The organism is Acinetobacter sp. UBA1297, from assembly GCF_002307755.1.
Classification (GTDB): domain Bacteria; phylum Pseudomonadota; class Gammaproteobacteria; order Pseudomonadales; family Moraxellaceae; genus Acinetobacter; species Acinetobacter radioresistens.
On record NZ_DBUF01000001.1, the window covers coordinates 77,729 to 95,688 of the forward strand.

The following is a 17,960-nucleotide window of genomic DNA, read 5'->3' on the forward strand; positions in this document are numbered from 1 at the left end:
TTGGCTTAAATTGGCTTAAAGAAAGTTATAAAAAATCCCCTATATCATGGGGATTTTTTATAGGATCACTGTTAAGGCTGCTTTAAATAAGGCCAGGCGGCCTTTAAATAAATAAACATTGACCATAAGGTTAAAAGCACTGCGGTATAAAGCAGTGCATAAGCAATTAATTCAAGCGGCGGCCAATTCAGCAGAAATACAGAAATCGCAATCATCTGAAATGCTGTTTTGTACTTACCCACCGTAGAAACGGCTACGCTGGTCCGTGCTCCCAATTCTGCCATCCATTCACGTAAGGCGGAAACTGTAATCTCACGAGAAATAATGACAATCGCAGCAAAGGCCATTGAAATTGTCGGTTGCCATTGCACCAGCACAATCAGTGCCGCTGCAACCATCAGTTTATCTGCCACAGGGTCAAGAAAGCGCCCAAAGGCTGAGGTCTGATTCAAGGTTCGGGCCAGATAGCCATCGAACCAGTCGGTTACTGCCGCAAGTACAAAAATTGCAGTCAAAATAATATGCCGGGTCATACTGCTTTCATGCCCACTTACCTGCATTGCAGGTGGCCAGTAAACCACCAGCAAAAATACCGGGATCAATCCGATACGTGCCAAAGTCAAGATGTTCGGAATATTCAGGATACGACCTGTAGTCATAGACACCGCCAGTGTTTCCCCCTACCACATGATCATGTAATAGAAAATTTTGAGGATTTATCCATTTTTAGTAGGGTCACTTTATACGAAATGATATTTAGTGTCACTAGGCAAACACTGTTACAGTCTGCCGGGAAATCGCAATCAGGCGATTTTGGGCATCCCAGATATGGGCATATTCGGTTGAATAGCCGTCCCCTGCAAAATCTGTAAAAGCTTTATATTTAAACCAGTCATGCAACTCATGCTGGACCGGATGTACCAAAGTGATATGCCACGTCAAGGAACTGGCAGGAGCCACCTGTTTAAAGAGCGGTATCACAGCAGGTGGCCAGATATCCATCAAGGTCAACAAATGAGCCAGCTCAAGTTCACTATTATCATGAAATTCGGGCTTAAACCGGAACCAGCCACCAAAGTCCGGAGTCTTGCTGCCACTACAGGGTAACTGCCCTTCGGCCCAGCACAGTTCAAACTGCTGATAGCACGGTGGCAAGAAGCCCTCCCGATAAGGCAAACAGTTTAATTGTTCAGGCAACGGATAGTCAGGAGCATGACGCTCCTGATGGACTTCAATTGCAGATGGGCGCTCAGCACCAAAGCTGGCCAGCAGAATACTTTGGACTTCATCATTCTGCCATAACCTTACCTCTACCGTCGTTACGGATTTACCTTCACGTAACACCTCAGCGGTGATTCTGGCACGACTCTCCTGTACCGGGCCAACAAAGGTCACACTAGTGCTCAACAGCCGTTTTTGCAGATCATTGACAGTCGCTACAGCCTTGTGCATCAGTATACCCGCCACCAGTCCGCCATAAATGGTCCGGCCCTGTAACCAGCCTGCTGGAATATCAATCTCTTCTGAAACTGTCACAGCCTGAAAAAGTTGTTTTAATGACATCCCTTGCCTCAATTATTCTTGTACTCGGGCCATCATGACAAGTTTTTTAAGTGCTGTGAATGGCTGCTGACTCGGGAGTCATCCTCTACTTTGGTAATTTTTGCCTATTATTCATGCAGTATTTTATAAATCGTTCGAGCCAGTGCCGGACCCAAACCGGGAACTACCATTAACTCTTTTTCTGAAGCCTTCAGTACACCCTGAATCCCACCAAAATGGGTAAGCAAGTCACGCCGGCGCTTCGGACCAAGTCCAGGTATGACTTCCAGAACCGAACCTGCACGGCGTTTGTCCCGCTTGGCACGGTGCCGGGTTATGGCAAAACGATGTGCCTCATCACGTACCTGCTGAATCAGATGCAATGCTTTATGGTCTTCAGCGAGCTGAATCTTGCGGCCATCCGTAAAGTGCAGGGTTTCTAGTCCCGGTTTACGTCCTTCACCTTTAGAAACACCTACCATGAAAGCATCCAGGCCCAAGTCTTGCATGACTTCCATTGCCATATGTAACTGGCCTTTACCGCCGTCAATCAGCAGCAAGTCTGGTAATAGACTTTTTTTATAACGCCGGGTCAGAGCTTGCCGCATGGCTGCGTAATCGTCTCCCCCGGTGATATCCTGAATGGCAAACTGCCGATAGTCACGTTTACGTGCTCCTCCCTGATCAAATACAACACATGAGGCAATCGGTGCTTCACCCATAGTATGCGAAATGTCAAAACACTCAATTCGGTCAACTGGCCGGCCCATGACCTGCTCTAGCTGGTGAAAGCGTTCATGCAGTTCAAGATGGTTGCTCAGCTGCCCCTTAATGGCATGCTGCACGTTCATGACTGCAAGCTCCTGCCATTCGGCACGGGTTTCCCGTACTTTATGCTTGATCTGTACTTTCTTGCCAAATTCAGTCTGAATAGCCTGTTCAAGTTCCTGTGTGTTAGGTAAGGCTACATTTACAATCAGCTCAGCCGGAACCTCATCAGCTACCTGAAAATAAAAGTTAGCCATAAAGTCACTAAGCATCTGTCCTAGGTCATCACTTTGCATGTCGGGAAAATAGCTTTTACCCCCTAACATCCGGCCATTACGCACATGCATAATCTGGACACAGGTTACTCCGGCCTGATAGGCAATTGCCAGAATATCGGCTTCACCCTTGACCTTATAAACTGCTTGCTGGGCCTGTACTTCGCGCAACAGTCCCAGACGGTCCCGATAAAATACGGCCTTTTCAAATTCGAGCTTTTCTGCGGCCTCTTCCATTTTGGCAATCAGTTCCTGATTCAGCTCTTTGGTATCACCTTGCAGAAAGCGAATGGTATTCTTTACATCTTCCTGATAATCCTCAGGACTTACCAGTCCGACGCACGGTGCAGAACAACGCTTAATCTGATATTGCAGACACGGCCGTTTGCGCTGGGCAAAATAGCTGTTTTCACACTGGCGTACATTAAACAGCTTTTCCAGTACCACTAAGGTGTCACGAGCACTATATGCACTGGGATAGGGTCCAAAAAACTTGCCAACCTGATGCTTGCCCTTGCCCCGGCCACTGGCTACCCGTGGATAAGGCTTGTCACTCGACACAAAGATATAGACATAAGATTTATCATCACGCAGCATGATATTGTACGGCGGACGGTGCAGCTTGATCAGGTTTTGTTCAAGTAATAAGGCTTCTGTTTCAGACCGGGTGATTAGAGTCTGAATATCATAAATACGTGCCACCAGTGCCTGAGTTTTGGGATGCTCGATAGTTTTAACAAAATAGCTCGACACACGATTTTTTAAATTCTTGGCTTTTCCTACATATAAGAGTTCACCATCTTTACCTAACATACGGTATACCCCGGGTAAAGTGGTCATGTTTGCCAGAATTTTTTCTATATGTTCGCGTGCATTTTCGTTCACATGGGGCCTATATTGACAAGATCTTGCTCTTCACATGATGTGATGCTTTTACTGGCTTTTTCAAGCATCTTCACAATTTTCAAAGAAATTCACTAGCCTTTAACATCAAACTCATTACGTATAGATATATTATTTGAAAAATCAAATTTTGCTGGTCATTTAAGAAAACACCTGTGAAGAAATATTAATCCCTGATCTTGCTAGCCGGTTTTGTTTATACTTAAAAAATTGAATATTAGTTATCGCGTAATAGTCTGAATACTTTAAATTTATTTAATTTTTAGAAATATCAATTATAGAACAGGAAATTGTATTAAACAGAGTAAAATAACTTACGACTTATAGCAATGGGTTCATTAGTCCTGGTTCAAAACACCTTTAAAAGCGCACATTCTATTTTTATCAAAATTGATCTATCTGTTTTGATGTACATCCTGCTAAGTTATGCCTGATTTATCAAAGTATTCGAATATAAAAATGCCCCGCAGGGCATTAAATTTTTAAGTAATATATGGCCGGATAAAAATCAGGAAGAAAATACCCAGCATTAAAAACCATTTTAAAACGTAATAAAGTTGGCGGTTGGTCTTTTTCAATGCTTTGGCTTTAAGCCTAATCTGGTAGACATAAGCAAACAATTTATTTAAACCGCCTGTCTGGTCGCCAGCCTCATTCGGCGAGCTGGCCGCAGTCATCACTTTTTTACCAAACCAATGATTAAAATTTTGCATCAAACGTGTCTTTAATGGACGCTCTACATCACAAAACAGAATAATCCGGTTTTCATCTGTCTTGTTCTCTGCATAATGGATATAGGTTTCGTCGAAAACCACGCTCTCCCCGTCCCGCCATGAGTAACGTTGCCCATCTACATCAATAAAGCAGCGATCATCATTAGGAGTCAATAAACCCAGATGATAGCGTAATGAACCAGCATAGGGGTCGCGATGTCGAACTAACCGGCTATCTGGGGCGAGCTCAGTAAACATGGCAGCTTTAATGGTCGGTAATGTTTTTAATAGTGCCGTGGTTTTTGGACAGAGTTCTGCTGCAGACGGATGGCTAGAATCATACCATTTCAGGTAAAAACGTTTCCATCCAGTCTTAAAGAACGAATTAAAACCCAGATCGTTATAACTGCTGGCTGCCTTGATCCCGCCCTGCTGGTACAAGGCTCTGGCCTCATCCCGAATCATTTCCCAATGCTTGTCCAAGGTTTGCAGATCCTTAAAATGCTGGGTAGCAATATAAGGCTGGTTAGGTACCTTAGAAAACAGGTACATTAAAAAATTAATCGGTGCGAGAAGCGTTGAATGGTCAAAAAATTGACGATAGAACGAATGACGCACTTTACCGCGATTTTGGATATACAACGCTGAAATCACAAAAATCGCCAATACGATCCATTTAATCATATAGCTACTCTGCCACATAAAAAGAGAGAGATTAGAGCTGCTCGACAGGTCAATGGCTCTGTAAATGGCGGCGATTTTATCAAATGTTGATAAAAAAGACGATAAAGGGTAGCCAAAGTAGAATTCTATCTAATGATGTATTATCAATAACAACTCCTAAACATAACAATTTCAGTGCATTCAGAAATTTTAAAATTGAATTTAACAGGTTACTAAAACATAACCTGAGTATTTAAACTGCCTATTACGGTAGATATTCTCTTGTTTTCTATAAATAGTTTATATCAACTGATTGAAATAATAATTATTATAATTAATGACTTATTTCAAATAATCTATCAAAGATTTACTTATTGGAATCACAACCAGAATATTGACCTTTAAAATTGATGACCCTTGCGTCACGGCTTGATACAACTTGTTATGTTCTTTTTGGATATAGTTATCGTAAGATTAGCGGAGCATCGATGTGTGCGGGAAATGTACACACGCTTCATTACATCAACTTAGAAGTCCTCCAAAATAAAGGAGATCAGGGCATGATCCACGCTGGCAATGCCATTACCGTCCAAATGCTTGAGGACGGGATTGCAGAATTCCGCTTTGACTTACAAGGTGAGTCGGTTAACAAATTCAACCGTGCAACGATTGAAGATTTCAAGGCTGCGATTGACGCTGTATCCGCTGCTGATATTCAGGGTTTAATCGTTACTTCAGGCAAATCTACATTTATCGTTGGTGCTGATATCACTGAATTCGGTGATAACTTTGCACAAGGTGAGCAGGCAATTGTTGATTGGGCGATGCCTGTCCATGAAATTTTTAACAGCTTCGAAGACCTGGACATTCCTAAAGTGGCTGCTATTAATGGCATGGCACTAGGTGGCGGTTTTGAAATGTGTCTGGTCTGTGACTACCGTGTCATGTCAGAACAGGCACAGGTGGGCTTACCTGAAATCAAGCTGGGGATCTTCCCGGGTTTTGGCGGTACAGTTCGTTTAAGTCGTGTTATTGGTATTGATAACGCTGTTGAATGGATGGCAACTGCTGCACCGAAAAAACCGGCTGCTGCACTAAAAGACGGTGCTGTGGATGCTGTTGTGTCAGCTGATAAGCTCAAAGATGCTGCAATTGATCTGGTTAAGCAGGCTATTCATGGCCGTCTGGACTGGAAAACCAAGCGTCAGGAAAAGCTCGACCCTGTAAAATTGAGTCCACTTGAGCAAATGATGGCGTTTAATACAGCCAAGGGTGCGGTACTGGCTAAAGCTAATCCGGCTCAATATCCTGCTCCAAAACTACTATTGGATTCTTTGCAGGCAGGTGCAAGCTTACATCGTGACGAAGCTTTGAAAGCTGAAGCTGAAGGTTTTGCCAAAGCAGCCATTACTCCGCAAGCAGGAGCACTCATTGGTCTGTTCTTAAATGATCAGGTTGTGAAAAAAGCTTCTAAGCAGCATGAAAAAGGTGCACATCCTGTAAATCAGGCAGCTGTTCTGGGTGCGGGGATCATGGGTGGCGGTATTGCTTACCAAGCGGCAAGCAAAGGTACACCAATTATCATGAAAGATATTGGTAACCCGCAACTGGCCTTGGGTATGTCTGAGGCAAACAAACTGCTGACCAAGCAGGTTGAACGCAAGAAAATGAAACCTGCGCAAATGGGTGAAACCCTGGCACGTATTCGCCCGACTTTAAGCTATGAAGAGTTTAAAGAAGTAGATATCGTGATTGAAGCAGTCACTGAAAACCCAAGAATTAAAGAAGCGGTTCTGGCAGATACTGAAAAATCGGTACGTGAGAATACAATTATTGCATCCAATACTTCTACAATTTCGATTACGCGCCTGGCAAAAGCCTTACAGCGTCCGGAAAACTTTGTTGGTATGCACTTCTTTAACCCGGTACACATGATGCCGCTGGTTGAAGTCATCCGGGGTGAAAAGACATCTGAAGAAGCAATCGCAACAACAGTAGTTCTCGCCCAGAAAATGGGTAAAACTCCGATTGTTGTTAACGACTGTCCGGGCTTCCTGGTTAACCGTGTATTATTCCCTTACTTTGGTGCATTTGACCTGTTACTTAAAGATGGTGCTGACTTCCAGCAAATCGATAAAGTCATGGAAAAATTTGGCTGGCCGATGGGTCCTGCCTACCTGATGGATGTTGTGGGTATCGATACCGGCGTACATGGTGCAGAAGTCATGGCTGAAGGTTTCCCTGACCGTATGAAGCCAGATTACAAAGGTTCTATCCAGACCATGTATGAAGCAAAACGCCTGGGTCAGAAAAATGATGTCGGTTTCTACAAATATGAGCTCGACCGTAAAGGCAAGAAAGCCAAAACTGTTGACCCGACTGCCTATGATGTCATTGCTCCGGTAATATCAGGTGAAAAACGCGAATTTGATCCTCAGGAAATCATTGACCGCATGATGCTGGCTTTCTGTAATGAAACAGTTCGTTGCTTGGAAGACAACATTGTGGCTACTCCTGCTGAAGCAGACATGGCGATGATCATGGGTGTAGGCTTCCCTCCATTCCGTGGTGGCCCATGCCGTTACATTGATCAGACCGGTATTGCTGAATATGTAGCGCTTTGCGATAAATATGCGCACCTAGGTAAAGCTTATGAAGCGCCACAAATGTTGCGTGACATGGCAGCTAACAATAAAAAATTCTACGGTTAAGGAGTGACGTGAATGGCTACTTTAAATCCACGTGACGTTGTGATTGTTGATGGTGTACGTACAGCCATGGGCAAATCGAAAAACGGTATGTTCCGCAATGTACGTGCCGACACCATGTCTGCTGAACTTATCCGTGCACTGATGGTACGTAACGAATTCGACCCGAATGAAGTTGAAGACGTGATCTGGGGCTGTGTAAACCAGACCCTTGAACAAGGTATGAACATTGCCCGTAATATTGCTTTGCTGGCGGACCTTCCAAAAACTGTTGCCGGTCAAACCGTTAACCGTCTGTGTGGTTCTTCCATGCAGGCCATTCATACAGCAGCTGCACAGATTGCGACCAACCAGGGTGATATTTTTATCATCGGTGGTGTAGAGCATATGGGCCATGTAGGCATGATGCACGGTATCGACCTGAACCCGGCTGCTTCCAAGCATTATGCTAAAGCATCTAATATGATGGGTCTGACTGCTGAAATGCTGGGTCGTATGAACGGTATTACCCGTGAAGAACAGGATGCCTTTGGTGTGGAATCACACCGTCGTGCTTGGGCTGCGACTGAAAATGGTCTGTTCCAGAACGAGATTGTGGGTATTGAAGGTCATAATGCTGACGGTTATAAAGTATTGTGTGATATCGATGAAGTAATCCGTCCGGATGCCAATATTGAATCTTTCCGTGCTTTACGCCCAGTATTCGACCCTAAAGGCGGTACAGTCACTGCTGCAACCTCTTCTGCATTGTCTGATGGCGCATCTGCCATGTTACTGATGTCTGCTGAACGAGCTCAGACTCTTGGCCTGAAACCACGTGCCGTAATCCGCTCTATGGCAGTTGCAGGCTGTGATGCTGCGATCATGGGTTATGGCCCGGTTCCAGCAACCCAGAAAGCACTAAAACGTGCTGGTCTCTCGATTGCTGACATGCAGACAGTTGAGCTAAATGAAGCGTTTGCTGCACAAGGTCTGTCTGTACTGAAAGGTTTAGGCCTTTATGACAAACAAGACATCGTAAACTTAAGTGGTGGCGCAATTGCGTTAGGACATCCACTGGGCTGTTCTGGTGCGCGTATTACCACTTCTCTGCTGAACATTATGGAACAGCAAGATACACAAATCGGTCTTGCGACCATGTGTATCGGTTTAGGTCAGGGTATTGCTACCATTATCGAACGTGTTTAATTCTTAAAATACTAAACTTAAAGAAACCCTGCTCAATGCAGGGTTTTTTTACAATTTTTTGAATAAAAAACTTGGCTCTGCAACCAAAAAGAATCAATATCAATACTCAATGTGACGAATAATAACTTATTGCACATTTTTCTTTCACAATTAATCTTATATTACTCAAATGAAAAAAATTTTATTCAGCTTAAGCTGTGCTGTAGTACTTACAGGTTGTAATACTATGGCGATTAAACCCGAAACACGTAACGCTTTAGACCGTCAACAAAATGAGCTCCGACAATCTTCTGTAGCAATTTTAACTGATAGCTGTTTATCGCGTGCAGAGTTAGGGACTTCTCACATTATTGGTCAAGAAAGTGCTCAACTGGCCCTAGGCTTTAATGAGGCTCTTGCCCAGCAATTAAAAGAAGTTTCGGTTAATACAACTGTGAAATCAGCACCCTTCATTTGCGGTTTTATGCCAAAGAAACAGATAATAGGGTATGACATCCGTTTACATCCAAAGGATAAACGGCAGGAAATTAATCAGTTTCCTGTGCTTAACGCTTTAAATCACACTACGCCCAATCTATCTCAACAAGACACCCTTTTACGTCTGTTTGAAAAATTGAATAAAACCACTGTTTCACCCAACCAGAATACTTTTCAACCAGTCAATCTGGATTTATCTGCTGAAGATTTAAGTACGCTTAAAACCTTTACTCAGGCAGATAAAATGTTTGTTGTGAATATTTCCGGAGCTCAGCCGTCTTTCGGGCGTAAATTCTCACAAGCGACCTTGAGTGCAGGCGTATCACTGGCAACCATGGGAGCAGGCGCTGGACTAATTTATTATTCAATGCCGGTTGAAGGTCAACGTTATTCTTTAAATCTGATAGATCTCAGTAAAAATCAGATAGTGTGGCATCAACAAAATAACTTTTCTGGAAAACTTTATAAAGTAGAGAAAGTGGATTTTGTCGCGCCTAATTTCCTGGATCCACTTTTCCCTGCTACAGTCGCGAAAAAATAAATCGCCTTTTATTTTAACCCTAAAAAAGAATCATCCCTGAACACTACAGGGATGATTCGAGCTAGAAACAACATGATTTCGAGGCTCTTAAGCTATAGTTCTTGCTTCAGGGCTTCGACATTTTTCTGTTCAATCTTTTCGATTTCAGCATTAAGCTGTAATACTTCCTGATATAAAGTGTTGAACTGTTTTACCTGCTCATCTTCATAAAACAGAATTGTTTCACCTTGCTTGACCCATTTGTACTTTTTCAGCATTTCAAACATGGCTTCTGCTTTTTCTAGAATTTGTAGTTCTAACTGAAAAATTGCCTGATCTTCGTCACTTTTCTGGCTACGTTCAAGCTTGGTGAGCATAGCTTTACGCAAATCAGTACGAATGGGTAACTGCTCTACTTTTTCTAAAGTCTGCTGTTTAATCTGGCTGGTCTGCTGCTGATACTGCTGCGAAATCTTGCGAACCTGCGCCAGCATTTGCTCAGTTTCCTTATAATTCTGTTTCCGGTCTTTATCGAGCCGGTCTACATCCAAAAAATCAACCCAGTCAGATTTCTCCAGTTCCCGTAAATAACGGTTACGTGCCTCTGCACTATTTACCCAATAACTGAGCAAAGTATCAGCCATGAGCTGGTAATCTCCAGACAAACGCTGGTCTTTCGTTTGTAGATGTATAGGGGTGGTCCAATCTTGAGCCTGAAGATACAGCTGCTGCATTTTTTCAGTCATCACTGTTTCAAACTGCTGTGCCTGTACCTCATCCTGACGCTGTGTTGAGTACTGATAAAATAATAGGGCAAATACCGCAAAGGTCACTACACCTAAAATCATGAATATACGTGGCATATTTAGCTCCAGTGACCGCTTCATTTTTATACTAACCTGAATCAGAACACAGCACTGTTTGACTTTTATGACTAAAAACAGATCTTTATATTTCAAAAAATAAAGGAATCCGGGCTGACTTGCATTTTATTACAGCCTCTCTCTTTAAAAGCGCTCATGTCGCCCTTATCATTTGAAATGAAGCATAGAAAAGAGAAACAGCATGCGTGTAGATATCTGGTCAGATGTAGTCTGTCCTTTCTGCTATATCGGAAAGAAACGTTTAGAGTCGGCAGCTGAACAGGCAGGAGTTGAGCTTGAAGTCTATTGGCATAGCTATGAGCTTGATCCAGAAGCACCAGTCAAGCATGAACAGTCCAATACAGAGCGTCTAGCCCAGAAATACGGGCGTACAGTTGAAGAAATGGAAGAAATGCAGCAAAAAATTGCTGCTATGGCCGAAGAAGAAGGAATTGAATTTAACTGGAAACAAGCAAATTCAGGTAACACCTTTGATGCTCACCGTATTATCCATCTGGCCCAGAGTAAAGGTTTAGGCAATCAGGCCGAAGAAGCATTTTTCTATACTTATATGACACAGGGCTTAGCCATTGGCGAGCGCGAAACAGTAGAAGATGTGGCAGCGCGGATCGGGTTAGATGCAGCGGAAGTCGAATATGTACTAGATACTGATACCTTCGCAGATTTTGTGCAGCATGATGAGAAGCTGGCTCGTGAACAGCTTAAAGTTACGGGGGTTCCTTTTTTTGTGTTTGACCAGCGTATTGCTCTGGCAGGTGCACAGCCACGTGATGTGTTCATACAAGTTTTTGACCAGGTTTTAAAGACACAGCAGGAAACAAGTATAAATCAGCCAGAAGATGGCGTAGTTTGTACCGATGAGAACTGCGAGATACCTGACCAAAAATAATTTTATTAATAAATCCCCACAAGCTGGGGATTTTTATATAAAAGTTTATAGACTTAATTTATTTTACTGACTTTTAAAAATAAATTATTAAAAATACTTAAGATATTTATAATATTTAATAATTTTTATTTTCTAATATGGATTAAAATCTAATAATATAAATTAAATTTCTAATTTTTAAATTTATTTTAATATTAAAACAACAACTTAAACTTAAATATATTTAAATTATAATTTATCCTGATTTCAATAAGTCATATATTACTTACCAAAGTTTAAAATAACTTTAATATAGCTACAAGAGACACTTTTTATTAACTAAAAGCAAGGTCAATATAACAGCACTTCAACATTAAAATTTTCTATTTTCCTTAATATAGATGACTAACCTGTTTTATTTTTACATGAGGGAAAATATATGACTACTGCAAAAAATGATAGCAATACTTCAAATACTCATGCATCTACACAACATGACAATCAGCAAGACTCAAGCGTAATGAACAATGTCATGGAAAAAGTAGATCAAATTAAAGAAAAGGCACAAAATAGCCTAGAGAAGATCAATAAAGATGCAGCAGAGCATGGTGGTGTAACTAATATGGTTAAAGATAAAGTAACTCATATGATGGATAACGCTGGTGGTCAAACAAATAGTAAAGGCAAATCTGGCTATGACACATCTGCTGGCAAAAAATCACGTTTTTCCCCTACAGTTAAAGGTGTAATGATTGGTGCTGTAGCCGGTAGTGTATTACCTGTATTTGGCACATTTAGTGGTGCGATTATTGGTGGTATTGCAGGTAAAATGTATGACCGTCGCTGCAAGATGAAACTATCTCACTCTTAATTTTGTAAACTGAATAATAATTTAAAATCAGCTGTATCTCTTTCCTACTCCTCATCCCCCCATGAGGAGTTCTTTTTATCTAGTTAGCCATTTTTAGAGCAGTTTGATTTTTATATAACTTCTCACGCGAACATAGTTAACATCAGCATCTGTAGAGCAAATGTAATTAATGTCCGTTTTTTAGACAATTTTATAAAGTTGCGGCTTTTTAAAACAGCAATTCAGATAATGAAGTATTAAAATAAACCTTACTGTTAAGATAGTCACTCTTATACAGACCGTTTTTTTTAATGAAGGAATTTTTTCATGGGCTTTATGAAATCTGTAGTTGCTGTTGCCATAATTATGGTATCGGGACAGGTATCGGCTGCAGGCGAAGCTATGAATACTCAGCCCATAACAACAGAAGGCAAGATATCCGATAATCAACTGCAGAATAAACCCCGTTCAGCTGCCAAGTCTGAACCTTCGGTTGAAAGTACCAAGCAAGAAGCACAAGCTCCTTTGAGCAAATCAGAACAGGAAAAACAGAGAGCTGCGGCTCAAGAACAATTAGAAAAGATGAAAGAAAAAACAATTGCTGAAAGCTCACCTAGAAAAGGCTTTTTTCAATGGTTTAAGAAGTCTGCTGTCTAGTTATTAGAAAATTGTTAAAGAGAGCCATAGTATTGGCTCTTTTTACAAGCGTCTTTAAATTTAGCATTCTATACTTTCAGCTAATAGGCTCATAAAATGGGCTTAATCTGACAGTCTATAACAGTATAAATTAGTCTAAATACTCTAACGTTAAAATAATAAAGGATTTTTTTTTATTTTGTAGCTATATCTTGCATTTATAGGACAAATCAACAAAAGTGTTAGCCGACAAATGTAACAATAATGATTTTACAATGAAAAAACTTAAGGTTTTAAATTTATTTTTACAAGGGCTAATCTTTACGGCTGGGGCATTAGGTAGTGCATATAGCTTTGCTGAAACTAAAACAGCCACTCTTCCCTACGCCAATTATCTAGGCGATAAAAGCCAGGATAATGAAGCTGACTTGCCTGTTGAAGAGCGGGGACCAGAATGGCTGGACTATATCCCATCATGGGTAGATAAAACGCCTACTCTGTTACCCAAGCAGTCTGATGAACCTATTGTGCCTCCAACAGAGGTAACTGAAGACAAAAGTTGGGCCGACCGCAAACAACGTCAGATCCGCAACTGGGCTGATAGATCTTCAAATAAAATTGATAACTGGTTTGGTGAGACAGATCCAAACAAACCAGCAGATGCAACACTACGAATTTTAATTGATAACCGCTGGGATAAACATGATGGCTATGAAATTAAACCGCGTATTCGGGGTAAAATTAATTTGCCCACCTTGGAAAAACGTTTAAGCATTGTATTTGGTGATGAATCTCTTGATAACGAGATTCGTAATAATGTCGCAATTAGTAATGAAAACCGTAATGAGCCGGGTAAATCTCTTGATACGCGTCGTACCCGTGAAGAAAATTCTTCTCTTGCTTTACGCTGGTCGAATTTTGCCAAGCGCCTACCCTTTGAAATTGATGCTGACTTAGGTATCCGCTCAGGTGATGATATCTATGCGCGGATAAAGGCCGAACGTGATTGGCAACTGCGTAATGATTTTACTTTCCATGCTGAACAAATCTATCGTTATGGTATCGACAGTGAAAATTATTTAAGGACCAATCTGGAACTGGTGCATGCCCGTCCAGAGCAACCTGTGCTTGCTAACCAGTTTTCACTAGTCTATGCCGATGAACAGGATGATGACCTCACTTGGGACAACCGGGCCTATCGCGAACACCAGTTCTTTGCCGGAAACCGTTTTAACTATGGTCTTTATACGGGCGGTTTTTATAATAATAGCGACCTGCGTTTAAACAGTTGGGGGCCCTTTATTTCATGGCGTCAACCGCTTTGGCGTGAATGGTTCTATGTACAGGGAGACCTGAATTATCAAAATGATCAACGTGAAGACCGGAGTCATTACTTAAGTACACTGGTGCGTCTGGAAGCAATTTTTTAATTTAACAGTAAATTAATAGGTAGAAAGATATTGTATAGGTCTACAGGAATCATTAAATATAATACGCTGCTATATATAGGAGTGTATTCCAATATTATGAGTCTTCATAGGAACTTATTTAAATATCCAGTTTATAGAACTTAAAGGTTTAGTTTTTTAGTCATATTAATAGATATTAGTGTGGCTAAGATGATAAGGAAATGACTAAAATTATATTACCCCAGTTAATTCTATAATTTAAATTGAATTGATTTTATAGATTATTTATTTAAGTCTAAGCTGAATGAAAGTTTATAAATAGATGTATAACCACATCATATAAAAAAGCCTCCCAAAGGAGGCTTTTTTATAAAAATTTTATTTCAGTAATAAACTGTTGATACGTTTTAGATAGGCTGCCGGGTCTTCTGGTAAGCCCCCTTCTGCAATCATGGCCTGATCAAAGATTACGTTTGCCAATTCATCAAACTGCTCAGTATTTTCAAGCTTTTGTACCAGCGGATGTTCAGGATTAATTTCCAGAATTGGTTTGCTCTCTGGAATAGGCTGCCCGGCCTGTTTCAGCATACGAACAAGTTGTGGAGAAAGCTCACCTTCAGCTGTAACCAAACAGGCCGGTGAATCAACCAGACGCGTAGTTACACGGACTTCTTTGGTTTTATCTTTCAAGGCTCCACTCAGCTTTTCTACCACCGGCTTAAGCTGTTCCTGTGCTTGTTGAAGAGCTTTCTTCTCTTCCGCATCCTGAAGATCACCCAAGTCCACTGCCCCTTTGGAGATATTCTGCATCGGTATGCCATCGAACTCATTTACAAAGTTCATAGCCCATTCATCAACACGCTCAGACATCAGCAGAACTTCAATACCTTTCTTTTTGAATAATTCCAGCTGAGGGGAGTTTTTGGCAGCAGTTAGACTATCGGCAGTAACATAATAAATTGCCTTCTGACCGTCCTTCATGCGTGCTTTATAATCTGTCAGAGAAGTGGTGACTTCATCATTGTTTGAAGTTGCATAGCGTAACAGTTTAAGAATACGCTCACGATTGCTGAAATCCTCTCCTAAGCCCTCTTTCAGCACTGCACCAAATTCAGTATAGAACTGCTTAAATTTTTCCTGGTCTTTTTCATCTTCAGATTTAGCCAAGGTATCAAGCATGGTCAAAATACGGCGTGCATTGCCTTCGCGGATGGTTTTAACATCACGGCTTTCCTGTAGCAATTCACGACTCACGTTTAATGGAAGGTCAGCACTATCTACCACGCCCTGTACAAAACGCAGATAATTTGGAATCAGGTTATCTGCATCGTCCATAATAAAGACACGCTTTACATAGAGCTTGATACCAGCTTTGGCCTCACGAGTGAAAATATCATGTGGTGCTTTACTCGGTACATATAACAACTGGGTATATTCGGTACTGCCTTCAACCCGGTTATGTGCCCATGCTAAAGGAGCTTCAAAGTCATGCGTTAAATTTTTATAAAACTCGATATATTGCTCTTCGGTAATCTCGTTTTTATTACGGGTCCAAAGTGCGCTGGCTGAGTTGATAACTTCCCATTCATCAGTTTTGACCATCTTGCCACCCTTGGCTTCTTCACCTTCGGTCGCTTCTGCTTCCTGCCAGACTTCTTTTTGCATCTGTATTGGCAGGCTGATATGGTCAGAGTATTTATTCACAATCTGTTTAACTTTATAGCTTTCCAGATACTGCAACGCATCTTCACGCAAATGCAGAATAATATCTGTACCGCGAGATACTTTTTCAATTTGCTGAACTTCAAATTCACCAGTACCACCGCTAATCCAGCGTACGCCTTCATTTGCTTCGGCACCAGCACGGCGCGATTCTACTGTAATCTTGTCTGCTACAATGAAACCCGAATAAAAACCGACACCGAACTGTCCAATCAGCTGAGCATCAGATTTTTGATCGCCTGTCAGTTTAGACATAAAGTCTTTCGTACCTGATTTGGCAATCGTACCCAGATTATCAATCGCTTCCTGCTGACTCAGACCGATACCGTTATCAGAAATGGTTATGGTTTTATTGTCTTTATCCAAACTGATACGTACATGCAGATCTGGATCGTTTTCATAATATTCAGGATGGTTGATACCTTCAAAACGCAACTTGTCACAGGCATCTGATGCGTTAGAGATCAGTTCGCGAAGAAAAATTTCAGGATTGGAATAGAGAGAATGAGTAACCAGATGTAATAACTGGGCTACTTCAGCCTGAAAGCTATAGTTTTGTGATGTGCTTTGTTCACTCATGATTCACTCCTTCAGATAAGCAGTCATTTTTATTGAATGCCTTATCAATGGAGTGTGGCTTATATTTTTCAATAGATCCGGGTAAATATTTTTATTTTAAAAAGGTCTTTGTGGGTATGACTATAATCTGTAGCCCTCCGGTTGCTGTAACTTGTATACGTCCTGAAAGCATGCGATAGAGGCAACATACTGGTCACGCAGATACAACTATTTCACCTATTGTTTCTAAATAATGGCAGGAATAGCCATCAGTACTCACTGCTTCACAACAGAATAAATTATCGCTATTTTATTATTCGCATCAGGTAGAGTCTGGTATTGGCAGATGATAGGCTCACTTGAAGACTGAGTCTTTCATAAAAAGAACTATGGCAGTAGTGTAAAACTGATATTTCTAAAAATAGTCAGCCTGCAATCCTATATTTCAATCTAACCGCCTCTTATCTGAAATTAATTTAAAACCCGATTAAGAAAACCCTATAGATTAGGGGCAATGATTTTTAACAAGAATGAAATGAACAAAAGCTCTGAATGATTTTTAATCTTTTTATTGTGTTATACCCTGACATCCTGTCTGGGTATATGGGTTTTACATATTTCAAAAATTTAGAATTTATAACTATAGCCGAGTGTATAAACCCACGGATTAATATCCAGCGTACCAATATCTGTACCATTTAAACTCAAGTCAGATTCAACCTGTGCATAACGTACATCGACAAATACTCCCCAGTTTTGTGCATCAGCAGGCTGGAAATTAAAGCCCACCTGTCCGGCTACACCATACGTCACATCAGCTTCAAGTTTTGCATCAGAACCTTTGAGTTTTTCATCCCATGGCACGGCTACTGTGGCACCGATGCCAATATAAGGTGTAAAACGGCTGGCATTCTTGAAATTATATTTTGCAGTAAGCGTTGGTGGTAAATGTTTAAAACTGGCTTCTCCTACATTTTCCAGAATAACATCATGTTTAAATGGTGTAGCAAGCAGAAGTTCTACAGAAAAAGGGGAATCTGCAAAGAAATATTCTATCGATGGAGTAAAGCCAATTTCATTGCTCACGGTTGCTGTTGTGTTTGCAATCGTCCCATTATCATCATTTTGAGGAGCCAATACACTAGCGCCCATTTTCACTTGCCAGTCCCCAGCAAACACAGAAGTAGATAATCCCAGCAAAGCAAAAACAAGTATATTTTTTAACATGTTTAAATCACCTCAACAATTAACATTTTTATAATAATCGTGTGTATTA

The 17,960-nt window shown here is 41.1% G+C and carries 14 protein-coding genes; 7 read left to right on the forward strand and 7 right to left on the reverse strand.

Annotated features, from left to right (window positions below):
- Nucleotides 1-71: 71 nt before the first annotated feature.
- The 4 genes from pgsA to lpxO all read right to left on the reverse strand — a co-directional run bounded on the left by pgsA (nucleotide 72) and on the right by lpxO (nucleotide 4,885).
- The gene (gene pgsA / locus B3R63_RS00325; protein ID WP_005017019.1) at nucleotides 72-659 is read right to left on the reverse strand and encodes a CDP-diacylglycerol--glycerol-3-phosphate 3-phosphatidyltransferase; all 588 of its coding nucleotides are present in this window, start codon (nucleotides 657-659) and stop codon (nucleotides 72-74) included.
- Between the two features lie 106 nt (nucleotides 660-765).
- A complete protein-coding gene (locus B3R63_RS00330; RefSeq protein WP_248132766.1) occupies nucleotides 766-1,563 on the reverse strand; it encodes an acyl-CoA thioesterase in 798 nt (265 codons plus the stop codon).
- A gap of 107 nt (nucleotides 1,564-1,670) precedes the next feature.
- Nucleotides 1,671-3,470 (reverse strand): excinuclease ABC subunit UvrC, encoded by a 1,800-nt coding sequence (gene uvrC / locus B3R63_RS00335; protein WP_005023049.1) that lies wholly within the window; start codon nucleotides 3,468-3,470, stop codon nucleotides 1,671-1,673.
- Between the two features lie 500 nt (nucleotides 3,471-3,970).
- Nucleotides 3,971-4,885 carry a lipid A hydroxylase LpxO gene (gene lpxO, locus B3R63_RS00340; protein ID WP_286727475.1) on the reverse strand — a complete coding sequence of 305 codons (915 nt, stop codon included), beginning with the start codon at nucleotides 4,883-4,885 and terminating at the stop codon, nucleotides 3,971-3,973.
- 539 nt (nucleotides 4,886-5,424) lie between these two features.
- On the opposite strand from lpxO, the gene fadB reads away from it, so the two are divergent.
- The 3 genes from fadB to B3R63_RS00355 all read left to right on the forward strand — a co-directional run bounded on the left by fadB (nucleotide 5,425) and on the right by B3R63_RS00355 (nucleotide 9,778).
- Nucleotides 5,425-7,575 (forward strand): fatty acid oxidation complex subunit alpha FadB, encoded by a 2,151-nt coding sequence (gene fadB, locus B3R63_RS00345; RefSeq protein ID WP_286727477.1) that lies wholly within the window; start codon nucleotides 5,425-5,427, stop codon nucleotides 7,573-7,575.
- Between the two features lie 12 nt (nucleotides 7,576-7,587).
- Nucleotides 7,588-8,760 carry an acetyl-CoA C-acyltransferase FadA gene (gene fadA, locus B3R63_RS00350; protein WP_286727479.1) on the forward strand — a complete coding sequence of 391 codons (1,173 nt, stop codon included), beginning with the start codon at nucleotides 7,588-7,590 and terminating at the stop codon, nucleotides 8,758-8,760.
- 169 nt (nucleotides 8,761-8,929) lie between these two features.
- Nucleotides 8,930-9,778 carry a lipoprotein gene (locus tag B3R63_RS00355; RefSeq protein ID WP_414630826.1) on the forward strand — a complete coding sequence of 283 codons (849 nt, stop codon included), beginning with the start codon at nucleotides 8,930-8,932 and terminating at the stop codon, nucleotides 9,776-9,778.
- Between the two features lie 92 nt (nucleotides 9,779-9,870).
- Here the strand turns inward: B3R63_RS00355 and B3R63_RS00360 are convergent, their stop codons facing one another.
- Nucleotides 9,871-10,620: a hypothetical protein gene (locus B3R63_RS00360; protein WP_248134756.1), complete on the reverse strand. Its 750-nt coding sequence runs from the start codon at nucleotides 10,618-10,620 to the stop codon at nucleotides 9,871-9,873.
- Nucleotides 10,621-10,822: 202 nt separating this feature from the next.
- Here B3R63_RS00360 and B3R63_RS00365 point away from each other — a divergent pair, with 202 nt between their 5' ends.
- The 4 genes from B3R63_RS00365 (at nucleotide 10,823) to B3R63_RS00380 (ending at nucleotide 14,425) form a co-directional block, all read left to right on the forward strand.
- Nucleotides 10,823-11,530 carry a DsbA family oxidoreductase gene (locus tag B3R63_RS00365; protein WP_286727484.1) on the forward strand — a complete coding sequence of 236 codons (708 nt, stop codon included), beginning with the start codon at nucleotides 10,823-10,825 and terminating at the stop codon, nucleotides 11,528-11,530.
- A 628-nt stretch (nucleotides 11,531-12,158) separates the two neighbouring features.
- Nucleotides 12,159-12,380, forward strand: a complete 222-nt coding sequence (locus B3R63_RS13850; protein ID WP_372410743.1) for a DUF456 domain-containing protein — start codon at nucleotides 12,159-12,161, stop codon at nucleotides 12,378-12,380.
- Between the two features lie 306 nt (nucleotides 12,381-12,686).
- Nucleotides 12,687-13,016 (forward strand): hypothetical protein, encoded by a 330-nt coding sequence (locus tag B3R63_RS00375; protein WP_138000425.1) that lies wholly within the window; start codon nucleotides 12,687-12,689, stop codon nucleotides 13,014-13,016.
- Nucleotides 13,017-13,270: 254 nt separating this feature from the next.
- Nucleotides 13,271-14,425: a hypothetical protein gene (locus B3R63_RS00380; protein WP_005404530.1), complete on the forward strand. Its 1,155-nt coding sequence runs from the start codon at nucleotides 13,271-13,273 to the stop codon at nucleotides 14,423-14,425.
- A 357-nt stretch (nucleotides 14,426-14,782) separates the two neighbouring features.
- Here B3R63_RS00380 and htpG read toward each other — a convergent pair whose 3' ends face one another.
- Both htpG and B3R63_RS00390 read right to left on the reverse strand, forming a co-directional pair.
- Nucleotides 14,783-16,705, reverse strand: a complete 1,923-nt coding sequence (htpG, locus tag B3R63_RS00385) for a molecular chaperone HtpG (RefSeq protein ID WP_138000424.1) — start codon at nucleotides 16,703-16,705, stop codon at nucleotides 14,783-14,785.
- A gap of 606 nt (nucleotides 16,706-17,311) precedes the next feature.
- Nucleotides 17,312-17,911 carry an OmpW/AlkL family protein gene (locus tag B3R63_RS00390; RefSeq protein ID WP_286727494.1) on the reverse strand — a complete coding sequence of 200 codons (600 nt, stop codon included), beginning with the start codon at nucleotides 17,909-17,911 and terminating at the stop codon, nucleotides 17,312-17,314.
- Nucleotides 17,912-17,960: the final 49 nt, after the last annotated feature.

Excerpts from the sequence above, each read along its gene's own strand:
- pgsA (WP_005017019.1), bottom strand. The coding sequence starts at position 659 with ATGACTACAGGTCGTATCCTGAATATTCCGAACATCTTGACTTTGGCA.
- lpxO (WP_286727475.1), bottom strand. The coding sequence starts at position 4,885 with ATGATTAAATGGATCGTATTGGCGATTTTTGTGATTTCAGCGTTGTAT.
- B3R63_RS00360 (WP_248134756.1), bottom strand. The coding sequence starts at position 10,620 with ATGCCACGTATATTCATGATTTTAGGTGTAGTGACCTTTGCGGTATTT.
- fadB (WP_286727477.1), top strand. The coding sequence starts at position 5,425 with ATGATCCACGCTGGCAATGCCATTACCGTCCAAATGCTTGAGGACGGG.
- B3R63_RS13850 (WP_372410743.1), top strand. The coding sequence starts at position 12,159 with ATGGATAACGCTGGTGGTCAAACAAATAGTAAAGGCAAATCTGGCTAT.
- B3R63_RS00330 (WP_248132766.1), bottom strand. The coding sequence starts at position 1,563 with ATGTCATTAAAACAACTTTTTCAGGCTGTGACAGTTTCAGAAGAGATT.
- B3R63_RS00375 (WP_138000425.1), top strand. The coding sequence starts at position 12,687 with ATGGGCTTTATGAAATCTGTAGTTGCTGTTGCCATAATTATGGTATCG.
- B3R63_RS00380 (WP_005404530.1), top strand. The coding sequence starts at position 13,271 with ATGAAAAAACTTAAGGTTTTAAATTTATTTTTACAAGGGCTAATCTTT.
- B3R63_RS00365 (WP_286727484.1), top strand. The coding sequence starts at position 10,823 with ATGCGTGTAGATATCTGGTCAGATGTAGTCTGTCCTTTCTGCTATATC.
- B3R63_RS00355 (WP_414630826.1), top strand. The coding sequence starts at position 8,930 with ATGAAAAAAATTTTATTCAGCTTAAGCTGTGCTGTAGTACTTACAGGT.
- htpG (WP_138000424.1), bottom strand. The coding sequence starts at position 16,705 with ATGAGTGAACAAAGCACATCACAAAACTATAGCTTTCAGGCTGAAGTA.
- fadA (WP_286727479.1), top strand. The coding sequence starts at position 7,588 with ATGGCTACTTTAAATCCACGTGACGTTGTGATTGTTGATGGTGTACGT.
- B3R63_RS00390 (WP_286727494.1), bottom strand. The coding sequence starts at position 17,911 with ATGTTAAAAAATATACTTGTTTTTGCTTTGCTGGGATTATCTACTTCT.